The organism is Rhodoferax sp. BLA1 (assembly GCF_013416775.1).
GTDB lineage: Bacteria > Pseudomonadota > Gammaproteobacteria > Burkholderiales > Burkholderiaceae_C > Rhodoferax.
The window spans coordinates 180001-198858 of the sequence record NZ_SZVI01000012.1 but is presented as its reverse complement, the minus strand read 5'-3'; the positions used below and the strand labels follow the sequence as shown (position 1 = coordinate 198858).

Below are 18858 nucleotides of genomic sequence, written 5' to 3'. Positions count from 1 at the left end.
GAGATGTCATGGGGGTTGCAAGTTTGACTAACCTGTCTGCCGCCACGGTGCTGGGCGGTGAGCCGGTGCTGCGCGGGCTGCCGCAGTCGGTGCTGGAGTGGGTGGGCCTAGTGCGCCAGGGCATTCCGGCCAGCGCGGTGGACGCTGCGCTGCGTGTGGTCGGCATTGGCCAGGCCGAACTCGCTCGTGCGCTGGACATTCCGGAGCGCACGCTGGCACGGCGCAAGAAGGAAGGTGTGCTGAGCCGGGACGAGTCAGGCAAGCTGGTGCGCCTGGCGCAGGTGGTGCAGCGGTCGGTGGAGGTGTTTGAGGACCAACGCGCCGCGCTGGACTGGTTAAAAAGCCCGAATGCCTCGCTGTCTGGCAGCACCCCGCTGGCGCTGCTGGATACCGAGCCAGGCTCGGCCGCCGTGCTGAGCGCGCTGGGCCGCATTGAACACGGTGTGTTTGCCTGATGCTGGAAATCGGGCAGACGGTCTGGCGCATCACCACACGGCGATTTGTCGACGGTGCGTTTTCGGGGGAAGGTGCTCGCCTGTTTGGCGGTCGCTGGAACCGGCTCGGGCAGTCGGTTGTCTACACCGCCCAGAGCCGCTCGCTGGCGCTGCTGGAGATGTTGGTGCAAGACGACCCGTTACGCGCCCACTATGTGCTGATCCCGGCGCACCTACCGACCCATGTCTCCATCCACACCCTGTTGCCAGCCGACCTGCCGCCTGACTGGCGCACACCCAACGCCCGCGTGGCCTTACAGTCCATCGGTGCGCAGTGGCTGCGTGAGCTGCGCAGCGCGGTGCTGGTGGTGCCCAGTGCGGTGGTACCCGCCGAGAGCAATTTTTTGATCAACCCGCTGCATCCGGATTTCCAGCGCATCACCATCGGCCCGCCAGAGCCGCTGGAGACAGATAGACGGCTGCTACGCAGCTAACCCTTGTTTACAAGACAAATACGCCTCAAGCCCTTATATAACAAGCATTCATAGCTACACATTTCATACCATGACCACACCTCAACAGCCCCCCGTGTTCCGCCGTGCCGCCCCCCCTGCCCCCAAGGCGCCTATTCCTGCCGGGCAAAACAACACCGCAGCTTTTGGTGCCAACGGCACCTTGCGGCTGAACAAACGCATGGCCGAACTCGGCCTGGCATCACGCCGTGAGGCCGATGACTGGATCAGCAAAGGCTGGGTCAAGGTCAACGGCCAGGTGGCCGAGATGGGCATGCAGGTCAGTCCCGACGTCAAGATCGAAATCGACAAACAGGCCAAAGGCGCACAAGCCAAACAGGTCACGGTGCTGATCAACAAACCGCTGGGTCTGGTGAGTGGCCAGGCCGAAGACGGCCACCAACCCGCTATCACCCTGGTGCAGCCGCAAAACCGCTGGGTTGATGACAACGCCCGCTTTTTCTTCCACCCGAGCCAGCTCAAAAGCCTGGTGCCCGCCGGGCGGCTCGACATCGACTCCACCGGCCTCTTGGTGCTCACCCAAGACGGGCGGGTGGCGCGCCAGCTGATTGGTGAAGACGCCACCATGGAAAAGGAATACCTGGTGCGGGTGATCTACACCGGGGTCGAGAACACCGCTGCTGCCAACTCGGCCGCTGCCACCTACGCAGCGCGCCCGGTTGCACGCGCGCCGCAAGCAGCTGGCGCCACTCAGCAACTCAGCCGCATCGACGATGACGACCCCATCAGCACCGATGTGCAGTCGGTGTTTCCCGCAGCCAAACTGGCCTTGTTGCGCCATGGCCTGAGTCTGGATGGCCAAAAACTCAAACCGGCGCTGGTTGAGTGGCAAAATCCAGAACAGCTTCGCTTCGTCCTGACCGAGGGCAAAAAGCGCCAGATCCGGCGCATGTGCGAGCAGGTTGGCCTGAAAGTGGTTGGTTTAAAACGCGTGCGTATTGGCCGCGTGATGCTGGGGAACCTGCCCGTTGGGCAATGGCGTTACCTGGCACCACACGAGCAGTTTTGAACCCGGCAAGTGCCGGACCTGGGTGATGTGACGGACATGACTGGCCGCCCAATGGGGCCTCTGCCGTCTCGCGCCAGCACTGTTGCACACGGCAACAGCCCAAGAACGCCCTGAACCTCTTCAAAAAACAGACATGACATGGCCAACCCGCACACTGAACGCCTGGTGTTGTCATGCCTGGGCCTTTGAGCACCAACCCCCTTTTGACCATGCACTTGCCCCACGAGCCAAGCCACCTGCCCCTTGAGGTCCATGACCCCAGCCAGCCGGAAGAAAAAACCCGCGTCCCGCTCAAGATCGAAGACTGGCTCACGGTCATCGTGATGGCGCTGCTGGCGCTGATCACCTTCAGCAATGTGCTGGTGCGCTACTTCACCAACGAGTCCTTTGCCTGGACCGAGGAGTTCTCGGTGTTCCTGATGATTGTGCTGGCGCTGGTGGCGGGCTCGGCCTCGGTGGCGCGCAACCGGCAGATCCGCATCGAGTTTTTTGCCGACAGTGGCTCACCGGCGCGCCAGCGTGCGCTGGCACGGTTTGGCGCACTGATGGTGTGTGTGTTGTTCACGCTGCTGGCGGTGTTGAGTGTGCGCACGGTGTACGACGACTTCCAATACGGCGAAACCTCGCCCGGCATTGGGGTACCGCAGTGGTGGTACACGGTCTGGTTGCCGGTGCTTTCCTTGGCCATTGCGCTGCGCGCCTTGGGCCTGTTCATTCGCCGGGGCAAACAGCCATGATCGCCACCCTGTTGTTTGTGGTGTTTCTGGGCATGATGCTGCTGGGTGTGCCGATTGGAGCGGCGCTGGGCCTGGCCGGTGCGGCAGCGATTGCGCTGGCCAATTTGGATTCCCAGTGGTTTGGCCTGCTGGCGGTGCCGCAGAATTTTTACGCCGGGCTGGGCAAATACCCGCTGCTGGCGATTCCGATGTTTGTGCTGGTGGGCGCGATTTTTGACCGCTCAGGTGTGGCGCTGCGCCTGGTCAACTTTGCGATTGCCATCGTCGGGCGTGGCCCGGGCATGTTGCCGCTGGTGGTGATTGCGGTGGCCATGCTGATGGGCGGTATTTCGGGATCTGGCCCGGCCACCGCTGCGGCGGTGGGTGGGGTGATGATTGCCGCCATGACCCGCGCCGGGTACGTGCCTGCGTTCTCGGCCAGTGTGGTGGGGGCGGCATCAGCCATCGACATCCTGATCCCGCCGTCGATTGCGTTCATCGTGTATTCGGTGCTGGTGCCGGGGGTGTCGGTGCCCGCCATTTTTGCCGCAGGCATGGTGCCCGGCCTGCTGGTGGGGCTGGCGCTGATGGTGCCGGCAGTCTGGCTGTCGCGCCAACATGGCATGGGCCAGCAAGAGGCGCAGTTGCCACGCCCACCGTTCTGGGCCAGCCTGCGCGAGGCATCCTGGGGCCTGGCCGCGCCGCTGCTGATTTTGGGCGGCATGCGTGCGGGCTGGTTCACCCCGACCGAGGCGGCCGTGGTGGCGGTGTTTTACGGCTTGTTCGTGGGCATGGTGATTTACCGCACGATCAAAGTGCGCGACCTGTTCGAGATCTTGCGAGAGTCGGGCGAGCTGTCCGCCATCATCCTGCTGGTGGTGTCGCTGGCGGGCATTTTTGCTTATTCTTTGTCCACCCTGGGCATCATTGACCCGGTCACCCAGGCGATTGTGAACTCGGGGCTGGGCGAATACGGTGTGCTGGCCCTGCTGATGCTGATGCTGGTGGCCGTGGGCATGTTTCTGGACGGGATCTCGATCTTTTTGATCTTTGTGCCGCTGTTGCTGCCCATCGTGAACTTCTACCACTGGGACCCAGTGTGGTTTGGTGTGCTGCTGACACTGATGGTGGCACTGGGCCAGTTCACCCCACCGATTGCGGTGAACCTGATGGTGACCTGCCGCATCGCCGGGGTGCGCATGGAAGAAACCGTGCGCTGGGTGGTCTGGCTGTTGATGGCGCTGCTGTGTGTGTTGCTGCTGGTGATCATCTTCCCGTCGGTGGCGCTGTGGCTGCCCACAAGACTGGGTTATTGAGTTGGGTTTGAGAGTCGGTTCATTTTTTTAACAATAGGAGATAGACAATGTTGAAACTGCGTAGAAGCTTGCTGGGTTTGGTGGCCGCTGCGGCGGCGCTGGGCGCGATGTCAAGCACGGCCATGGCCCAGTCGTCGTACAAGTCGGAGTACCGCATGTCGCTGGTGCTGGGCACGGCCTTCCCCTGGGGCAAGGGTGGCCAGATCTGGGCCGACCTGGTCAAGGAACGCACCAAAGGCCGCATCAACATCAAGCTCTATCCCGGCGTCTCGCTGATCCAGGGTGACCAGACGCGTGAATTCAGCGCGCTGCGTCAGGGCGTGATCGACATGGCGGTGGGCTCCACCATCAACTGGTCACCCCAGGTCAAACAGCTCAACCTGTTCTCCATGCCCTTCCTGATGCCCGACTACGCGGCCGTGGACGCACTCACCCAGGGTGAGGTGGGCGATAGAGTGTTTACCACCCTCTACAAAGCCGGCGTGGTGCCACTGGCCTGGGGCGAAAACGGTTACCGTGAACTCAGCAATTCCAAACGTGTCGTGCGTACCCCTGCCGACCTCAAGGGCCTGAAGATCCGTGTGGTGGGCTCACCGCTGTTTCTGGACACCTTCACCGCGCTGGGCGCCAACCCCACCCAGATGAGCTGGGCCGACGCTCAACCCGCCTTTGCCAGCGGTGCGGTGGACGGCCAGGAAAACCCGCTGTCGATCTTCACTGCAGCCAAACTGCACAACGTCAGCCAGAAAAACATCACGATGTGGGGCTACGTGGCCGACCCGCTGATTTTTGTGGTCAACAAGGAAATCTGGAACAGCTGGACACCGGCGGACAAAGTCATCGTGCGTGAAGCCGCCATCGATGCGGGTAAACAAGAGATCGAAATCGCCCGCAAAGGCCTGGTCGAACCTGGCCAGCCGCTGCTCAAAGAAATTACTGGCCTGGGCGTGACCGTGACCCAACTCAGCCCGGCCGAGCGCGACGCCTTTGTGGCCGCCACCCGCCCGGTCTACAACAAGTGGAAAACCACCATTGGCGCCGATCTGGTGACCAGCGCCGAAAAGGCGATTGCGGCACGCAAGAAATAAAACACGGACAACACAGCCACTTCAGTGGGCGATGGCTTGGGCTGTCGCCCATTTGTTTTTGGGCAGCCCGTTTGTTGTTGCAGCCTGGGCAACAGTAACGGCATGGTTCGGTTGCCAGCTTTTTTATGCAAAAAATTGCCCTCTAGCCCTTTTGGAATAAGGGCTAGCAGCTACTATTTAAATAGTTGATTGGGGTAACTGTTTTGAGCCGAGCCGCAAGCCACTTTGGGTTTTGACAAACCAGAAAGACAAGGCGGCCCCAAGCGCAGCCACACCCGAGAAAATCGACCACATGGTGTGGCCATCCATGTTGAGTGTCATCCAGCTGCCAGCAAAATAACCCAGCGAACCACCTATGGCCGAGGCCACGCTGAGCGCCCCGAAGAAGGTGCTTTGGCTGCCATCCGGCGCCAGCTCGGTCACCAGGGTTTCAATCGCTGGGAGGATCAAGGTCTCCACCATCGTGTAACACCCGACAAAGACCAGAAACCACCAGGCCGTGGGCAACAGCGGCGCCGCAAAGAAAAAGACCACCGCCATCACATACACCCGTGGCAAAACAGTGCGCGGTGCAGCCGTTTCCATCACGGTCATGGTGACCACCATAAACACCAGGCCCACCAAACCATTCACCAAAAACATCTTGGGCACCGCCGCGTCACCGGCGATCTGGCTCAGGTAAATCGGGAACGACACATACAGTTGGGCGAACAAAAAGTACCACGGCACCACCGCCAGCAGAAAGAAGAAAAACCGGCGGTCGTTCAACACCCGCTTCAGACTCACAAGCACAACCGTCCCTTGGGTCAAAGAGGCATCGATGTTTTTTTGTGCAAACACCCATAACCCCAGACAACCAAACAAAAAACTGCTCACCACAAACGCCAGCCGCACGTCATACATCAACAGCACACCCGACAGCAGCGGCCCCACCACCACACCCATGTTCAACATCTGGTTGTTCAAGACAAAGGCGCGGGTGGCAATCGGCAAGGGTTGTTTGGAAAAGAACGGGTACACCGACGATTCATACATGGCCACACCAACCCCCATGACCAAGGCCATCGCCGCCAACTCGAGCCAGCCCTGTCCAAAAACAAAACCAAGCAGCCCCAATGCACGCAGCAACAGCCCACCCGCCATAAAAAGCCGAAAGCCATACTTGTCTGCCATCAGCCCAAACAAAAACGGCAGCACTTGGGCAGAAATGAGGTTGGCCGTCATCACCGTGGCCACCTCCCAAGCACCGAACTTGAGCGTGTTGACCATGTACACCGCCAGCAGCGATACGGTCATGAAGTGCGACGAGTTCATCAAAAACTGCGTGAGCAAGACCTTCCACACCAGAGGAGGAACTGCTTTGTAGTTTGTGATGGACTTTTTGAGCATGTGCGCCGGCGAAAAGTGATGCGATGGACTCGGAACCTGCGCTGTTAAACGAGACTCTAGGTCATCTCATTATGGCGGCGTGGGCTTGCTAAACCGTGCGCCAGCTTGGTTCAAATGAACTTGCGCTGGGAGGTGGCTGGCACCCGCGCTACTTGCGCAACAAATTGGCCTCAAGCCCTTTTCTAATAAGGACAGACAGCTACAACTTGAATAGTTATTGCAGCCACTCAATTGGACGACATCAGGTGAAGCGCCTTCGTCAACGCCGCTGGCGCGTGGCCCCAAACCTCAACGTTTCAACGAAGCCCGGTAGGCCTGAACAGCAGGCAGAACGTCCAGCCAACGCGCCAGGCTCTCGGGCGGCCAGTGCTGCTCGCGGTCGTAGTACTCGGGCATGGCGGGCACAGCGTCACCAAGGACCAGCCAGAGCTGTTTGGACTGGGTAAAGATGTGGATGTCTGGCGGCAACACGTCGGGCTGGTCCAACGTGCCAACACGCACAAACATGAGCACGGGCCCGGCACCTGCGTAGTGGCTCCAGAGCGCCACACGACAGCTCGGGCAGCGTGCAATTTTTTGCCCCAAGCCGCTGTTGGACGGGGTGTGCACCAGCTCGGGTTCAACACCCAAGTTGGTGACCCGATCTGCTTCGATCATCGCGTTGAGCGCAAACGCGGCGCCCGACTCGCGCTGGCACCAGCGACAGTGGCAACAATGCACAAACAGCGGCGCCGTCTCCAGGCGATACCGCACGGCACGGCAATCGCAGCCGCCTTCGAGGGGGAACAGGGTGGTGGTGATCATGGTGGTTTGGGATGTTGGCACCTACGGATGTCGATCTTGTCAGGCACGGGCTGCGTTGATGAGGTCGACATACGCCCGATCAGTCAAAGTGAACAACGCGATACCCAAGAGTGGCGAGAAAACCGCAAGTCCGTCAGCCAAGGTTCCACTGGCAGTCTGTTTAGGCCTCACACCCTTTATTCCCGGAAGGTGTGAGATAAGAATGAACGGTAACTTTAATTTGTTCTGAATAATTGAATATATCTTCAATGGACTCAAGATCATATATTAACTCATCCTTCTGATCATTAAAAATGCCAAGCTTGAGCTTTTGAGTATTGTTAAAGCGTAGACGACAGACTGCCTTTCTGTTATTGTCATCCAACAAAATGGCGCAATAGCTCTGTGCATCACGCATAAATACTCGTTTGGCGGGAACTGTCCCGCGAAGGATGGCACGAATCGTATGAAATGCCTCCAACTCTTCCGCCGAAGTAACAATCGTCGATTCTGGTGCAATAGGAATCACGTTTACATTTTCGACATTGACTTGTTGAGATAACTGAGGAACACGTTCTGCAATGGTGACTGATTCTGGTGCCATGGCTCCTTTCAGTCGTTCATTTATCTTCTCGCCAATGAGCTGTTCAAATGCCCGTTTTGCAACAGAAGTAAATTGATCTTTGACTTGTGGCGTAAATCTTTTTGCTCCAACCAACTCGGCTGAAACCAACCTGACAAACTCTTCACTCGGATTTATCATCCATTCAGCCAATTTTGACTGAATGACACGGGTGTACTTCAGTTCATTGGCTGTGGTAAGGATCGTGTCGAGATCAAAAGCTGCTTTCGCAAACTTTTTGAGCTCTTCAACGTCACGCTCTTTGAAGTCTAAGATGTTGAATTCAAAAAATGGTTTCTCATCCATCTTGTTAGGCTGTTCAAGATCTGTGAAGAAACGATAGGTGAGCCCATTCGTCAAAACACCAAATCTGGCTTCAGTCACATGGAAATATCTAAACAATTGTGCTGCATGATTGATGCTTAAATCGCCACCACTTTTCTTGCATTCAAAAAGAATGATGGGTTTTCCATCTCTCAAAATTGCATAATCAACCTTTTCTCCCTTTTTTGTTCCAATATCAGCTATTAATTCTGGCGTCACTTCAAGCGGATCAAATACGTTGTACCCAAGTATTTGAATAAACGGCATAATCATTGCATTTTTTGTCGCTTCTTCCGTTTGAATTATGTCTTTTGTAGTTGCGATACGTGCACCGAGAACTCGTAGCTGATCAATGAAATCCATCATTCCTCCACCTTAGTTAGCTTGATTGAAAAATAAACCAATAACCACATCAAAAGAAACTCAGATTACGTTTTCGCATATGCCAAAATCAAGGTTAAAGATAACTAGCCTGAACACGAAACTATGTGTTTTGAGCGAATTTCCGGTTCCATTCATCCCAGTTGAATTGCTTGCTTGATCAGATACGCAGGGTGCTTCGTTGCAAACACTATAGCCCCGTAACCCTTTGGACTCGACTGGAACGAAGCAGCTTATTTGACACGGTGGTACGGGCGCAACGGACAAATGCGAAACCCGACAATATGACGGCATTGAGGGCGTTCAGCCAACCGACACACTGAGCCATCCCTGGTATCTCCGCCTAATCACATACCCCTGCCTTTGCCACAATGGCATATGGTCACACCACGCCCTGCCAAAAAGTCCCGGCATTTACGCGCCTCTGATTTGCGTGCGGCGGCATTGCTGGCAACACAAGCCACCCACGCCATTGCGGGCATCACCGAGGGGGTGCACCAGTCGGTCTGGCGCACGCTGGGGGCCTCACATGGGGCCACGCCCGCGCACACCACCGGCCTGACCGCATTGGTTTACCAGGGCATCCATGCAGCCACCGCGCTGGTCGGACGCGGCGTCCAGGCGGCCCTGCGGCGCCTGGAGCCGCTGCTGCAGGACGTGGAAGACCAAAACGACGAATCACCCGAACGCCTTGCGGTGATCGCGGCCCTGAATGGTGTGATGGGTGACCGCCTGGCTGCCAGTGGCAACCCGCTGGCGTTGCCGATGACGCTGCGTTTACCAGAGCAATCAACCCAGGATATACAAGGGCTAGAGGCCAATTTGACATCCAACCTGGCGCTCACCCGCACAGAGCCGAAGCTGCTGCTGGTGATCCACGGCCTGTGTATGAACGACCTGCAGTGGACCACCCTGCGCCAGGGCCACAGTCTCAACCACGCCAGCAGCCTGGCCAGTGCACTGGGCTACACCCCGGTGTACCTGCGTTACAACAGCGGCCTGCATGTGTCGCAAAACGGCCATGCGCTGGCCAACCAGCTCGAAGCACTGGTTGCGCGCGGGCCCACGGCGCTGAACCAGATCACCGTGCTGGCGCACAGCATGGGCGGTCTGCTGATCCGCAGTGCGCTGTTTTATGCGAGCCAGGCCGGACTGACATGGCCCGAACTGGTCAAAAGCATCGTGTTCCTGGGCACACCACACCACGGCGCGCCGCTGGAGCGCGCGGGCAACTGGGTCGACGAGCTGCTGGGCAGCACACCCTACAGCCGCCCGTTTGCCAAGTTGGGCCAATTGCGCAGCGCGGGCGTAACCGACCTGCGCTACGGCCACCTGCTGGATGTGGACTGGCAGGGCCATGACCGCTTTCGCCGCCAACCCGACCGCCGCCAGCCAGTGCCGCTGCCCGAACACATCGCCTGTTATGCGGTGGCGGCCACCACCGCCGCCAAACGCGGCAGCCTGGCCGACCGCCTGCTGGGCGACGGCCTGGTGCCGCTGCCCAGCGCCTTGGGCCAGCATGACGACCCGGCGCGTTGCCTGGTGTTTGCGCCGTCACACCAGATGGTGCTGTACAACACCCACCACATGCAGTTGCTCAGCAGCCCGCTGGTGACGCGGCAGTTGTTGTTATGGCTGGTCTGAGCCAGTCACCCACAAACAAAAACCAAACAAGCATGGCAACGCATCTTCCTTCTCTGCTCTTTGAGGCTTGTGTTGAGTCGTTCGAGGCGGCGATCACCGCCCAACAGCGCGGCGCGCACCGTATCGAGTTGTGCGCAGCGCTGGATCAAGACGGCCTGACGCCATCGCACGAGCTGGTGCAGCGGTGTGTGCAGGGCCTGTCGATTCCGGTGGTGGCCATGATCCGCCCGCGTGGTGGCGATTTTGTGTACACCGAGGCGGAGCTTGATCAGATGGAACGCGACATCAAAAGCTGCCAACAAGCCGGTGTAGCTGGCGTCGTTTTTGGACTTTTGACCCAGGACGGCGAGATTGACATGCACAACACCGAGCGCCTGGTTCGCGCCGCGTTACCGCTGGCTGTGACCTTTCACAAGGCCATTGACTATTCAACGGACGTACAGGCGTCGTTCAAGCAACTCAACACCCTCCACGGCATCACCCGCGTGTTGACATCTGGCGGGCAAGCAACGGCCTGGGAAGGCCGCGACGCCCTCAAGGCCATGCATGCGCTGCCGGGGCGGCGAATCGAGATCGTCGCGGCCGGCAAACTGTTACCGGACAACCGGCGCCAGTTGGCCAACTACACCGGCGTGACAGAGTTGCACGGCAAAAACATCGTGTGATTTTTCGATTTGGAGACGGAATATGTCGGCGTCACAGATGCTGCCAATCCGGCTTGTTGTCGTAGACCCAGCGGTAGTACTCGGCCCGCTTTAATTGGGCTGCGGCTTCGGCGTCGAGGCAGACCTTGGCGTCCGGGTGCATCTGCAGGATGGAGGCCGGGTTGATGGTCGTGATCGGCCCTTCCACCGCTTCGGCAATGGCGCGCGCCTTGTTGTTGCCGAAGGCCAGCATCAGGTTTTGCCGCGCCTCCATGATGGTGCCAATGCCCATCGTGATGACGTGGCCCGGCACCTCGGCCTCGCTGCCAAAGAAGCGTGCGTTGTCTTTGCGGGTTTGCGGTGTCAGCGTCTTGATGCGTGTACGCGAGGCCAGTGACGATGTGGGTTCGTTGAAGCCGATGTGGCCATCGGTGCCAATCCCCAATATCTGCAGGTCAATGCCACCGGCATCACGGATGCGCTGCTCGTAGGCCGCACAGCACCCAGGAATGTCACTGGCGTTGCCGTCCGGGATGTTCACATTGTCCTTGGGGATGTTGATGTGCCGGAACAGGTTCTCCCACATGAAGCTGTGGTACGACTGCGGGTGGTCTTGTGGCAGGCCGATGTATTCGTCCAGGTTGAACGTGGTCACACGGCGCCAGTCCAGCTTCATGTCAATCAATGCGCGATACAACAGCAGCGGTGTGCTGCCCGTGGCCAGCCCGAGAACCGCGTTGGGTTTTTCACGCAGCAGGCGGGCAACAATGCGCGCGGCAACGCTGGTGGCGCTTTCGGGGGTGGCTTGGATGATGATTTCCATCGACTATTCCTATTCAGTGAGATGCCAGCGACCGCTCGATGGGCTCGCCTTCAACAAAGACCTGGGTGAGTTGCAGTTCGGGCGACATCACAACAATGTCAGCGTAGGCGCCGGGCAGCAGGCGGCCGCGTTCGGTTTCGCCAAGATAGTCCGCCGGATGGGTAGAAACATGGCGCGCCGCTTCATGCGCGGGGATACCAATCGACACCAGGTTGCGGAAGGCCTGATCCATGGTCAGCACGCTGCCAGCCAGTGTGCCATCGGCCAACCTGACACCGCCCAGGCACTTGGTCACGCACTGCGAGCCAAGGTGGTACTCACCATCGGGCATGCCAGCGCCAGAGGTTGAATCGGTCACGCAATACAGCTTGGGAATCGCCCGGCGTGCGGCGCGGATGGCACCCGGGTGCACGTGCAACAGGTCGGGGATGATCTCGGCAAACTCGGCATGTGCCAGTGCGGCGCCCACCATGCCCGGTTTGCGGTGGTGAAACTCGCTCATGGCATTGAACAGGTGCGTGAAGCCACCTGCGCCTGCGTCGAGCGCAGCCACCCCCTCTTCGTAACTGCCGTTGCTGTGGCCGATTTGCGCAATGATGCCGACAATCTTCAGCTGACGGATGAAGTCGAGGTGCCCCGAGATTTCGGGCGCCAGGGTCAGCACGCGGATGGGGGCCAGCGCGTGTAAGGCGCTGAGTTCTTCAATCGTGCCGGTACGTGCTTCGCTGGGTTGCGCCCCCAGTCGGCTGGCGTTGATGAACGGCCCCTCCAGGTGAACACCAAGAATACGAGCGGTACCAGGAGCGCGTTGGCGCATCGCCCGACCAACATCGGTGAGTGCCTGTTCGATGCTGTCGCGCGGTGCGGTCATTGTTGTTGCCAGCAAGCTGGTGGTGCCGTGGCGGGCGTGCAAACGGGCCACCGTGTCGACGGCACCGTTGCCATCCATCACGTCGGCACCACCACCACCATGCACATGTAAATCAATGAATCCGGGCAGGATCAGGGCGTCGTCAGGCTGCGGGGCGGCGGCGTTTTCCCCGACAAGGGTCGCAATGCGCTCGTCAAAAGAGAGCGTGCCGCGAACCCAGCCGTCAGGCGTCAGGATGCAGCCGGTGAGAGATATCGACATGAAAGTGGGTTCCTCATTCAGATAATGCCACTATAGAACCACAATGGCACCAGGTCAAGTGGCCACAACCGTGACCGCCATACGTCTCAGAGGGTGCAGTCAACGCCAAAGCACTTGTTTTCAAAGAAAAATAAGCCATTCACAACAAGACAAACTGTTGACAGTCAGATTTAACTGGTACTACACTGGTTTTAATATAAACACATGTCGGCGTGTGCCGTGCCTGAGCCCCGCTGTTCGGCGACGGTGTCTGGAGAATTGATGGAGACTTTGATGGGCTTCCCGCAACTGAATTTGTTGGCGTTTACCAGTGGTCGTGTTGTCGCAATCGAGAACGTTTCAGACCCTGTCTTTGCTGGTCGCATGATGGGCGACGGCATCGCCATTGACCCGGTGCATAACGCGGGGCAAGGCGTGTTGAGTGCACCTTGCGCGGGGCGCATCACGCAGCTGCACTCGTCGCGACACGCTTGCTTTCTGGAGGCAGACAACGGCGCACGGATTCTGCTGCATATTGGCGTCGATACCGTGTTGCTCAAAGGAGAGGGATTTACCACACACGTGGCGCAAGGTGACGTGGTGCGTGCCGGGCAGCCCTTGATCGAGTTCGACATCGATTTGCTCAGGCGCAAAAACAAACCGACGGTTGTGATCCTGGTCATTGAGAACGGTGACGACTTTCACATCAGCTCACGCGCCGAACACAGCAGCATCTCCATGGGGGACCCGCTCTTGACACTGGTTGCCACCAACACAGACGCCGCCCTGCCTGCCAATGCTCCCGTCGAAGCCGATGACGTTGAAACGGCCAATGGCTGGGCTGTGGTGCGCCATGGCGGCGGATTGCATGCGCGGCCGTGTGCACTGCTGGCCAATGCGCTGAAACCCTTTGCCGCAGCGGTTGAGGTGCGTGTGCGCGGCGCCAGCGCCAATGCGCGCAGCGCAACGGCGATGATGGGACTGTCGGTTGCTGAGGGTGAGGAAGTGGAGCTGCGCGCCACCGGCCACCAGGCGGGTGATGCCATCGAGGCGGCCATCACAGCGCTCGAAACGGTCAGTGTTGCAGCATCCGTGGCTCCGACACACACAACGTTCACCCAACTAGGCGCAGGAAATGACCTGCCACCGACCCAGTTCGCCGGTGTGATTGCCTCGCCGGGGCTGGCCATGGGGCTGACCGCTCGTTTTGAACATGCGATCCGTGCTGTCAAGGAACAGGGTGACGGCGAGATCGTTGAACAGCGCGCTCTGACCGCAGCGCTGCAGGCGCTTGGGGCTGAACTGGCAACCGCCGTCGCCGATGCCGAGCAGCGCCAGCTTGTTGAGCAAGCCGAGATTTTTGCCGCCCACCGTGTCCTGGTCGAAGACCCCGAATTGCTGGCTGCATCCAACACGCTGATCGCCGCCGGGAAAAGCGCCGCTTTTGCCTGGCAGACCGCCATAGAAACCCAATGCCGGATCCTGGTGGCAAGCAACAGTCCCCTGCTCGCCGGGCGCGCCAGCGACCTGCGCGACATTGAGCGCCAGGTGCTGCGCAAGCTGGCCGGTGACGATGGGGCCGCGCCGCTGTTTGCCCGCGATGCGGTGGTGCTGGCCGACGATCTGTTGCCCTCAGACTTCACCGCGCTGGAACAAGCCGGGGTGGCAGCCATCGTCACGGCGCAAGGTGGACCCACCTCACATGTGGCCATACTCGCCCGTGCCCGGGGCATTCCCACGCTGGTCGCCACCGGGCCACGCCTGACGGGTGTGCCCGCAGGCGTCCAGGTGATTGTGGATGCCAACAACGGCCTGCTCGACACCGCGCCGAGCCCAGAGCGCCTTGTCTCCGCGCTGACGGAAATCAGCCAACGCCAGGAAGTACAAGCCCAGATGTTGGCCCGTGCCCACGAACCAGCCGTCACCATCGACGGCGTCCGTATTGAAATTGCCGCAAACATCGCAACGGCCACCGACGCAGCCAAGGCCGTGACACTCGGCGCCGAGTCCGTTGGCCTGCTGCGTACCGAGTTGTTATTCCTGGATCGCCAGACCGCACCCACGCAGGACGAACAGCGCGCCGCTTACCAGGCGGTGATCGACGCGCTGGAGGGGCGCAGCGCCATCATTCGCACATTGGATGTGGGGGCCGACAAATCTTTGCCCTACATCCCGATGCCGCAGGAAGACAACCCGGCACTTGGCCAGCGCGGTATTCGCCTGAGCCTGGCGCGTGAAGCGCTGCTCACCGAACAACTGCGTGCGATCCTGGCCGTGCAGCCTCGCTCGGCCGTGAAGATCATGCTGCCGATGGTGACCGACCTGGCTGAACTCGTGGCAACACGTGTTGTGCTGGATCGCCTGGCAGCGGAGATGGGAGTCTCCGAGCGTGTTGAGCTCGGCGTGATGATCGAGACACCAGCCGCCGCCGTGCTCGCCGATCAACTGGCGCAGGAAGCGGATTTTTTCTCGGTCGGCAGCAACGATCTGACTCAGTACGCCTTGTGTATGGACCGCACCAACCCGGCGCTGGCCGCACGTGTGGATGCCCTGCACCCGTCCGTGTTGCGACTGTTGGCGCTCGCAGCCCAAGGGGCTGCCGGCAGTGGCCGATGGCTGGGCGTATGCGGCGCGATGGCGTCAGACCCGATGGCCGTGCCCTTGCTGATCGGGCTCGGCGCCACAGAGCTCTCCGTGAGCCCCGCAGTGATTCCAGAGATCAAGTCCGTGGTGCGCCAACTGAATCTGGCCGAGTGCCAGTCGGTCGCGCAGGCGGTGTTGCAACTGACATCCGCCGAGGCCATTCGCGCGTATGTCAGACAGGTTTGGCCGTGGTTGGATGCTGCCAAGGCATGACTGCCGGGCAGTGAGGTAAGTCGGTGGTGAGTCGTTGTTTCGTCAATTTCTGAGAAGGAATCAAAATGAGTGTTCTAGGGTACATGCAACGCATTGGGCGGGCGCTGATGGTGCCGGTGGCAGTATTGCCAGCGGCGGCGATCATGATGGGTATCGGCTACTGGCTGGATCCGAACGGCTGGGGGTCGGATAGCGCTGTCGCCGCGTTTCTGATCCAGGCGGGTGCGGCGATCATCGACAAGATGGCGATTCTCTTCGCCATCGGCGTCGCTTACGGCATGTCCAAGGACAAGGACGGCGCGGCCGCATTGGCCGGGCTGGTGGGGTATCTGGTGGTGACGACGCTGCTCAAGCCGAGTGTTGTCGCGCAGATCCAGTCGATCCCGCTGGAGCAGGTTCCGGTCGCCTTCAAGAAGATCGAGAACCAGTTCATCGGCATCCTCTGCGGCGTGATTGCCGCCGAGCTGTACAACCGATTCAGTGGCGTCGAACTGAACAAGGCACTCGCCTTCTTCTCTGGACGCCGACTGGTGCCGATCATCACCTCGGTGGTGATGATCTTCGTCTCGTTCGCGCTGATGGCGATTTGGCCAGCCATTTACGGCGGCCTGGTGCATTTTGGTGAATCCGTCGTCAGCCTCGGCTCCTTCGGTGCCGGCATTTACGGCTTCTTCAACCGCCTGCTGATTCCTGTCGGTCTGCACCACGCGCTCAACAGCGTGTTCTGGTTCGACGTGGCTGGCATCAACGACATCCCGAACTTCCTGGCTGGCGCCAAGGGTCTGGCTGAAGGCAAGTCCGTCCTGGGCGTGACTGGCATGTACCAGGCCGGCTTCTTCCCGATCATGATGTTCGGCCTGCCGGGTGCCGGACTGGCGATCTACCACGCCGCCAAGCCTGAAAACAAGGTGCGGGTCGCCTCGCTGATGATGGCCGCCGGTTTTGCCTCCTTCTTCACCGGCGTGACCGAACCAATCGAGTTTGCCTTCATGTTCGTGGCCCCCTTGCTGTACGTGATGCACGCCTTGCTGACCGGTATCTCGGTTTTCATCGCGGCACAGATGCACTGGATGGCCGGTTTTGGCTTCAGCGCGGGCCTGGTCGACATGGTGCTGTCCGCACGCAACCCGCTGGCGATCAACTGGTACATGCTGATTCTGCAGGGCTTGGTTTTCTTCGCCCTCTACTACTTCTCTTTCTCTTTCGTGATCCGCAAGATGCACCTGAAGACACCAGGCCGTGAAGACGACACCGAAACCCCGGCGCAAGAGGTCAAACCGCTGGCACCCGCTCCCGCTTCCAGCGGCAGCGAGGTTGACCATCTTGCCCAGGCCTACCTGAGCCTGATCGGTGGTGCAGCCAACGTCACCAACATCGATGCCTGCATCAGCCGCCTGCGCCTGACGCTCAAAGACACCTCCAAAGTGGACGAAGCCGCCGCCCGGCGTGCCGGTGCCAGCGGCGTCATCCGGCTCAACAGCGAGAGCGTGCAGATCATCATCGGGCCCAAAGCTGAACTGGTCGCCTCGGCCATGCAAAAGCTGGTGTAAGCCTAAGCTGCAAACCCGTCGTTCCAGGCTTGGGGCGACGTGGCAGCTTTCGACAACTGGTATCACCCCGTTGTCCGTACCAAGCAGGGGCCAGAATGCTCTCTTCCAGCCCTTTTACCAATGAATTGACGCACTCTCTCAGGCGCATACGGCGAGGCGCTGTTGTGGCAGTGGTATTATGGTCAGCCTCTACGCCAACGCGTTTTCCGTGTCGAGCTTCTGGGGCCCCTTCAAACATACGACCAGTGCGACTGATATGGCCGAAACAAGCCTTGCTTCCGACAGTTCTCATGCCGAACCCATCGATTCGCTGGTCGCCGAGATCAGCCTCGACTCAGCCGCGTCTTCTCACCTGTACCTGCAGGTCCGCAACGGGCTGGCGCGCCTGATCCGCGAGCGCCGCTTCAGCGTGGACGATGCGCTCCCCTCAGAGCGTGTGCTGGCTGATCGGCTGGGCATTTCACGCGTCACGGCGCGCAAGGCCATTGCCGCGCTGGTTGACGAGGGCTTGATTGTGTCTCGCCACGGCTCGGGCAATTACATCGCACCGATGCTTGAGCAGCCGCTGACGCGCCTGACCAACTTCACCGAAGAACTCAAGCAGCGCGGGTTTGTGCCGCGTTCGCGCTGGATAAGGCGCGTCATCAACGCCGCGATGAGTGAAGAAATGGTGGCACTCGGACTGTCGCCCGGTGCGCGCGTAGCCCGGCTGGAGCGTGTGCGGCTGGCCGATGAAACCCCGATGGCCTACGAGGCCAGCGCCTTGCCAATTTCAGTGGTACCGGATCCCGAGGCTGTCGAGGACTCGCTGTATGCCTACCTCTCGGCGCGCGACTCGGTGCCGGTGCGCGCCCTGCAGCACATCCGCGCCGCCAACGCGACGGCACGGCAGGCCGAACTCCTCTCGATCCCGCTCGGACAGGCGCTTCTGTTCATCACTCGGGTTGGCTACCTCGACGACGGGCGTGCAGTCGAAATCACCCACACCTGGTGCCGCAGCGACTACTACGATTTTGTCGTTGAACTGAGGCGCTGATCGGCACCCAAGCCAACACGAGGACGCGTGTGGCTCAAAAATGATTGTCTCGTGCAGCCAGTTCAAGAGACACTCGCACGACTTGAACCTCAACACTCACACGCCACCATGCCCACCAACTCAGACACCCTGACGCGCTTTTACACCGCTTTTGCCGCCCTGGACGCCGATGCCATGGGCAGCTGTTACAGTCTGAACGCCACGTTTGACGACCCGGTGTTTTCACTCAAAGGGCAGCATGAGATTGCGGGCATGTGGCACATGTTGTGCGCTGCCGCCAGCGGCCAAGGGCGACAGGACTGGCGGCTGGACTTCAGCCAGTTGCAGGCCGATGCCAACACCGGCCGCGCACACTGGGAGGCGCATTACCGCTTCAGCGTCAGCCAACGATTGGTGCACAACATCGTGGACGCACAGTTCACGTTCACCCCCGAAGGGCTGATAAACAGCCACCGCGATGCCTTTGACTTCTGGCGCTGGTCGCGCCAGGCTTTGGGCCTGGGTGGCTGGATGCTGGGCTGGGCACCGTTTTTCCAGCGCCAAGTCAGCCAGCAGGCCAGCGCCAATCTGGCGCGTTACCTGGCCAAAAACCACTGAAT

General features: G+C 59.8%; 17 protein-coding genes. 12 read left to right on the top strand and 5 right to left on the bottom strand.

What is annotated here, in order from left to right; all coding sequences use genetic code 11:
- Positions 1-8 precede the first annotated feature (8 nt).
- The 6 genes from FDG13_RS13725 to FDG13_RS13700 all read left to right on the top strand — a co-directional run bounded on the left by FDG13_RS13725 (position 9) and on the right by FDG13_RS13700 (position 5096).
- On the top strand, positions 9-455 hold the full coding sequence (locus tag FDG13_RS13725; protein WP_180128861.1) for an antitoxin Xre-like helix-turn-helix domain-containing protein: 447 nt from the start codon (positions 9-11) through the stop codon (positions 453-455).
- Positions 455-928 (top strand): RES family NAD+ phosphorylase, encoded by a 474-nt coding sequence (locus FDG13_RS13720; protein WP_180128857.1) that lies wholly within the window; start codon positions 455-457, stop codon positions 926-928. The genes FDG13_RS13725 and FDG13_RS13720 overlap by 1 nt, the downstream gene beginning before the upstream one ends.
- Before the next feature lie 70 nt (positions 929-998).
- Complete coding sequence (locus tag FDG13_RS13715) at positions 999-1976, top strand: pseudouridine synthase (RefSeq protein ID WP_180128854.1); 978 nt, start codon at positions 999-1001, stop codon at positions 1974-1976.
- A gap of 209 nt (positions 1977-2185) precedes the next feature.
- A complete protein-coding gene (locus FDG13_RS13710; RefSeq protein ID WP_180128851.1) occupies positions 2186-2713 on the top strand; it encodes a TRAP transporter small permease in 528 nt (175 codons plus the stop codon).
- The gene (locus tag FDG13_RS13705) at positions 2710-4008 is read left to right on the top strand and encodes a TRAP transporter large permease (RefSeq protein WP_180128847.1); all 1299 of its coding nucleotides are present in this window, start codon (positions 2710-2712) and stop codon (positions 4006-4008) included. The genes FDG13_RS13710 and FDG13_RS13705 overlap by 4 nt, the downstream gene beginning before the upstream one ends.
- Before the next feature lie 50 nt (positions 4009-4058).
- Positions 4059-5096, top strand: coding sequence for a DctP family TRAP transporter solute-binding subunit (locus tag FDG13_RS13700; protein ID WP_180129459.1), 1038 nt, complete (start codon positions 4059-4061; stop codon positions 5094-5096).
- Between the two features lie 177 nt (positions 5097-5273).
- Here the strand turns inward: FDG13_RS13700 and FDG13_RS13695 are convergent, their stop codons facing one another.
- From FDG13_RS13695 to FDG13_RS13685, 3 genes are all read right to left on the bottom strand, one after another.
- Positions 5274-6485, bottom strand: a complete 1212-nt coding sequence (locus tag FDG13_RS13695; protein WP_255435255.1) for an MFS transporter — start codon at positions 6483-6485, stop codon at positions 5274-5276.
- A 288-nt stretch (positions 6486-6773) separates the two neighbouring features.
- A complete protein-coding gene (locus FDG13_RS13690) occupies positions 6774-7289 on the bottom strand; it encodes a GFA family protein (RefSeq protein WP_180128840.1) in 516 nt (171 codons plus the stop codon).
- 160 nt (positions 7290-7449) lie between these two features.
- Positions 7450-8577, bottom strand: coding sequence for a type I restriction endonuclease (locus FDG13_RS13685; protein ID WP_180128836.1), 1128 nt, complete (start codon positions 8575-8577; stop codon positions 7450-7452).
- A gap of 396 nt (positions 8578-8973) precedes the next feature.
- On the opposite strand from FDG13_RS13685, the gene FDG13_RS13680 reads away from it, so the two are divergent.
- Together FDG13_RS13680 and FDG13_RS13675 are read left to right on the top strand one after the other, a co-directional pair.
- The gene (locus FDG13_RS13680) at positions 8974-10239 is read left to right on the top strand and encodes a triacylglycerol lipase (protein ID WP_180128833.1); all 1266 of its coding nucleotides are present in this window, start codon (positions 8974-8976) and stop codon (positions 10237-10239) included.
- Between the two features lie 32 nt (positions 10240-10271).
- Positions 10272-10904, top strand: coding sequence for a copper homeostasis protein CutC (locus tag FDG13_RS13675; RefSeq protein WP_180128829.1), 633 nt, complete (start codon positions 10272-10274; stop codon positions 10902-10904).
- Positions 10905-10935: 31 nt separating this feature from the next.
- Here FDG13_RS13675 and nagB read toward each other — a convergent pair whose 3' ends face one another.
- Entirely contained in the window at positions 10936-11706 is a 771-nt protein-coding gene (gene nagB, locus FDG13_RS13670; protein ID WP_180128825.1) for a glucosamine-6-phosphate deaminase, read from the bottom strand.
- Positions 11707-11719: 13 nt separating this feature from the next.
- Positions 11720-12838: an N-acetylglucosamine-6-phosphate deacetylase gene (nagA, locus tag FDG13_RS13665; RefSeq protein WP_180128821.1), complete on the bottom strand. Its 1119-nt coding sequence runs from the start codon at positions 12836-12838 to the stop codon at positions 11720-11722.
- A 261-nt stretch (positions 12839-13099) separates the two neighbouring features.
- On the opposite strand from nagA, the gene ptsP reads away from it, so the two are divergent.
- From ptsP to FDG13_RS13645, 4 genes are all read left to right on the top strand, one after another.
- Positions 13100-15673 (top strand): phosphoenolpyruvate--protein phosphotransferase, encoded by a 2574-nt coding sequence (ptsP, locus tag FDG13_RS13660; RefSeq protein WP_255435254.1) that lies wholly within the window; start codon positions 13100-13102, stop codon positions 15671-15673.
- A gap of 65 nt (positions 15674-15738) precedes the next feature.
- Complete coding sequence (gene nagE, locus FDG13_RS13655) at positions 15739-17223, top strand: N-acetylglucosamine-specific PTS transporter subunit IIBC (RefSeq protein WP_180128816.1); 1485 nt, start codon at positions 15739-15741, stop codon at positions 17221-17223.
- Positions 17224-17479: 256 nt separating this feature from the next.
- Positions 17480-18259: a GntR family transcriptional regulator gene (locus tag FDG13_RS13650; protein WP_180129454.1), complete on the top strand. Its 780-nt coding sequence runs from the start codon at positions 17480-17482 to the stop codon at positions 18257-18259.
- 108 nt (positions 18260-18367) lie between these two features.
- Positions 18368-18856 carry a nuclear transport factor 2 family protein gene (locus FDG13_RS13645; protein ID WP_180128814.1) on the top strand — a complete coding sequence of 163 codons (489 nt, stop codon included), beginning with the start codon at positions 18368-18370 and terminating at the stop codon, positions 18854-18856.
- The last annotated feature ends 2 nt before the right edge of the window (positions 18857-18858 follow it).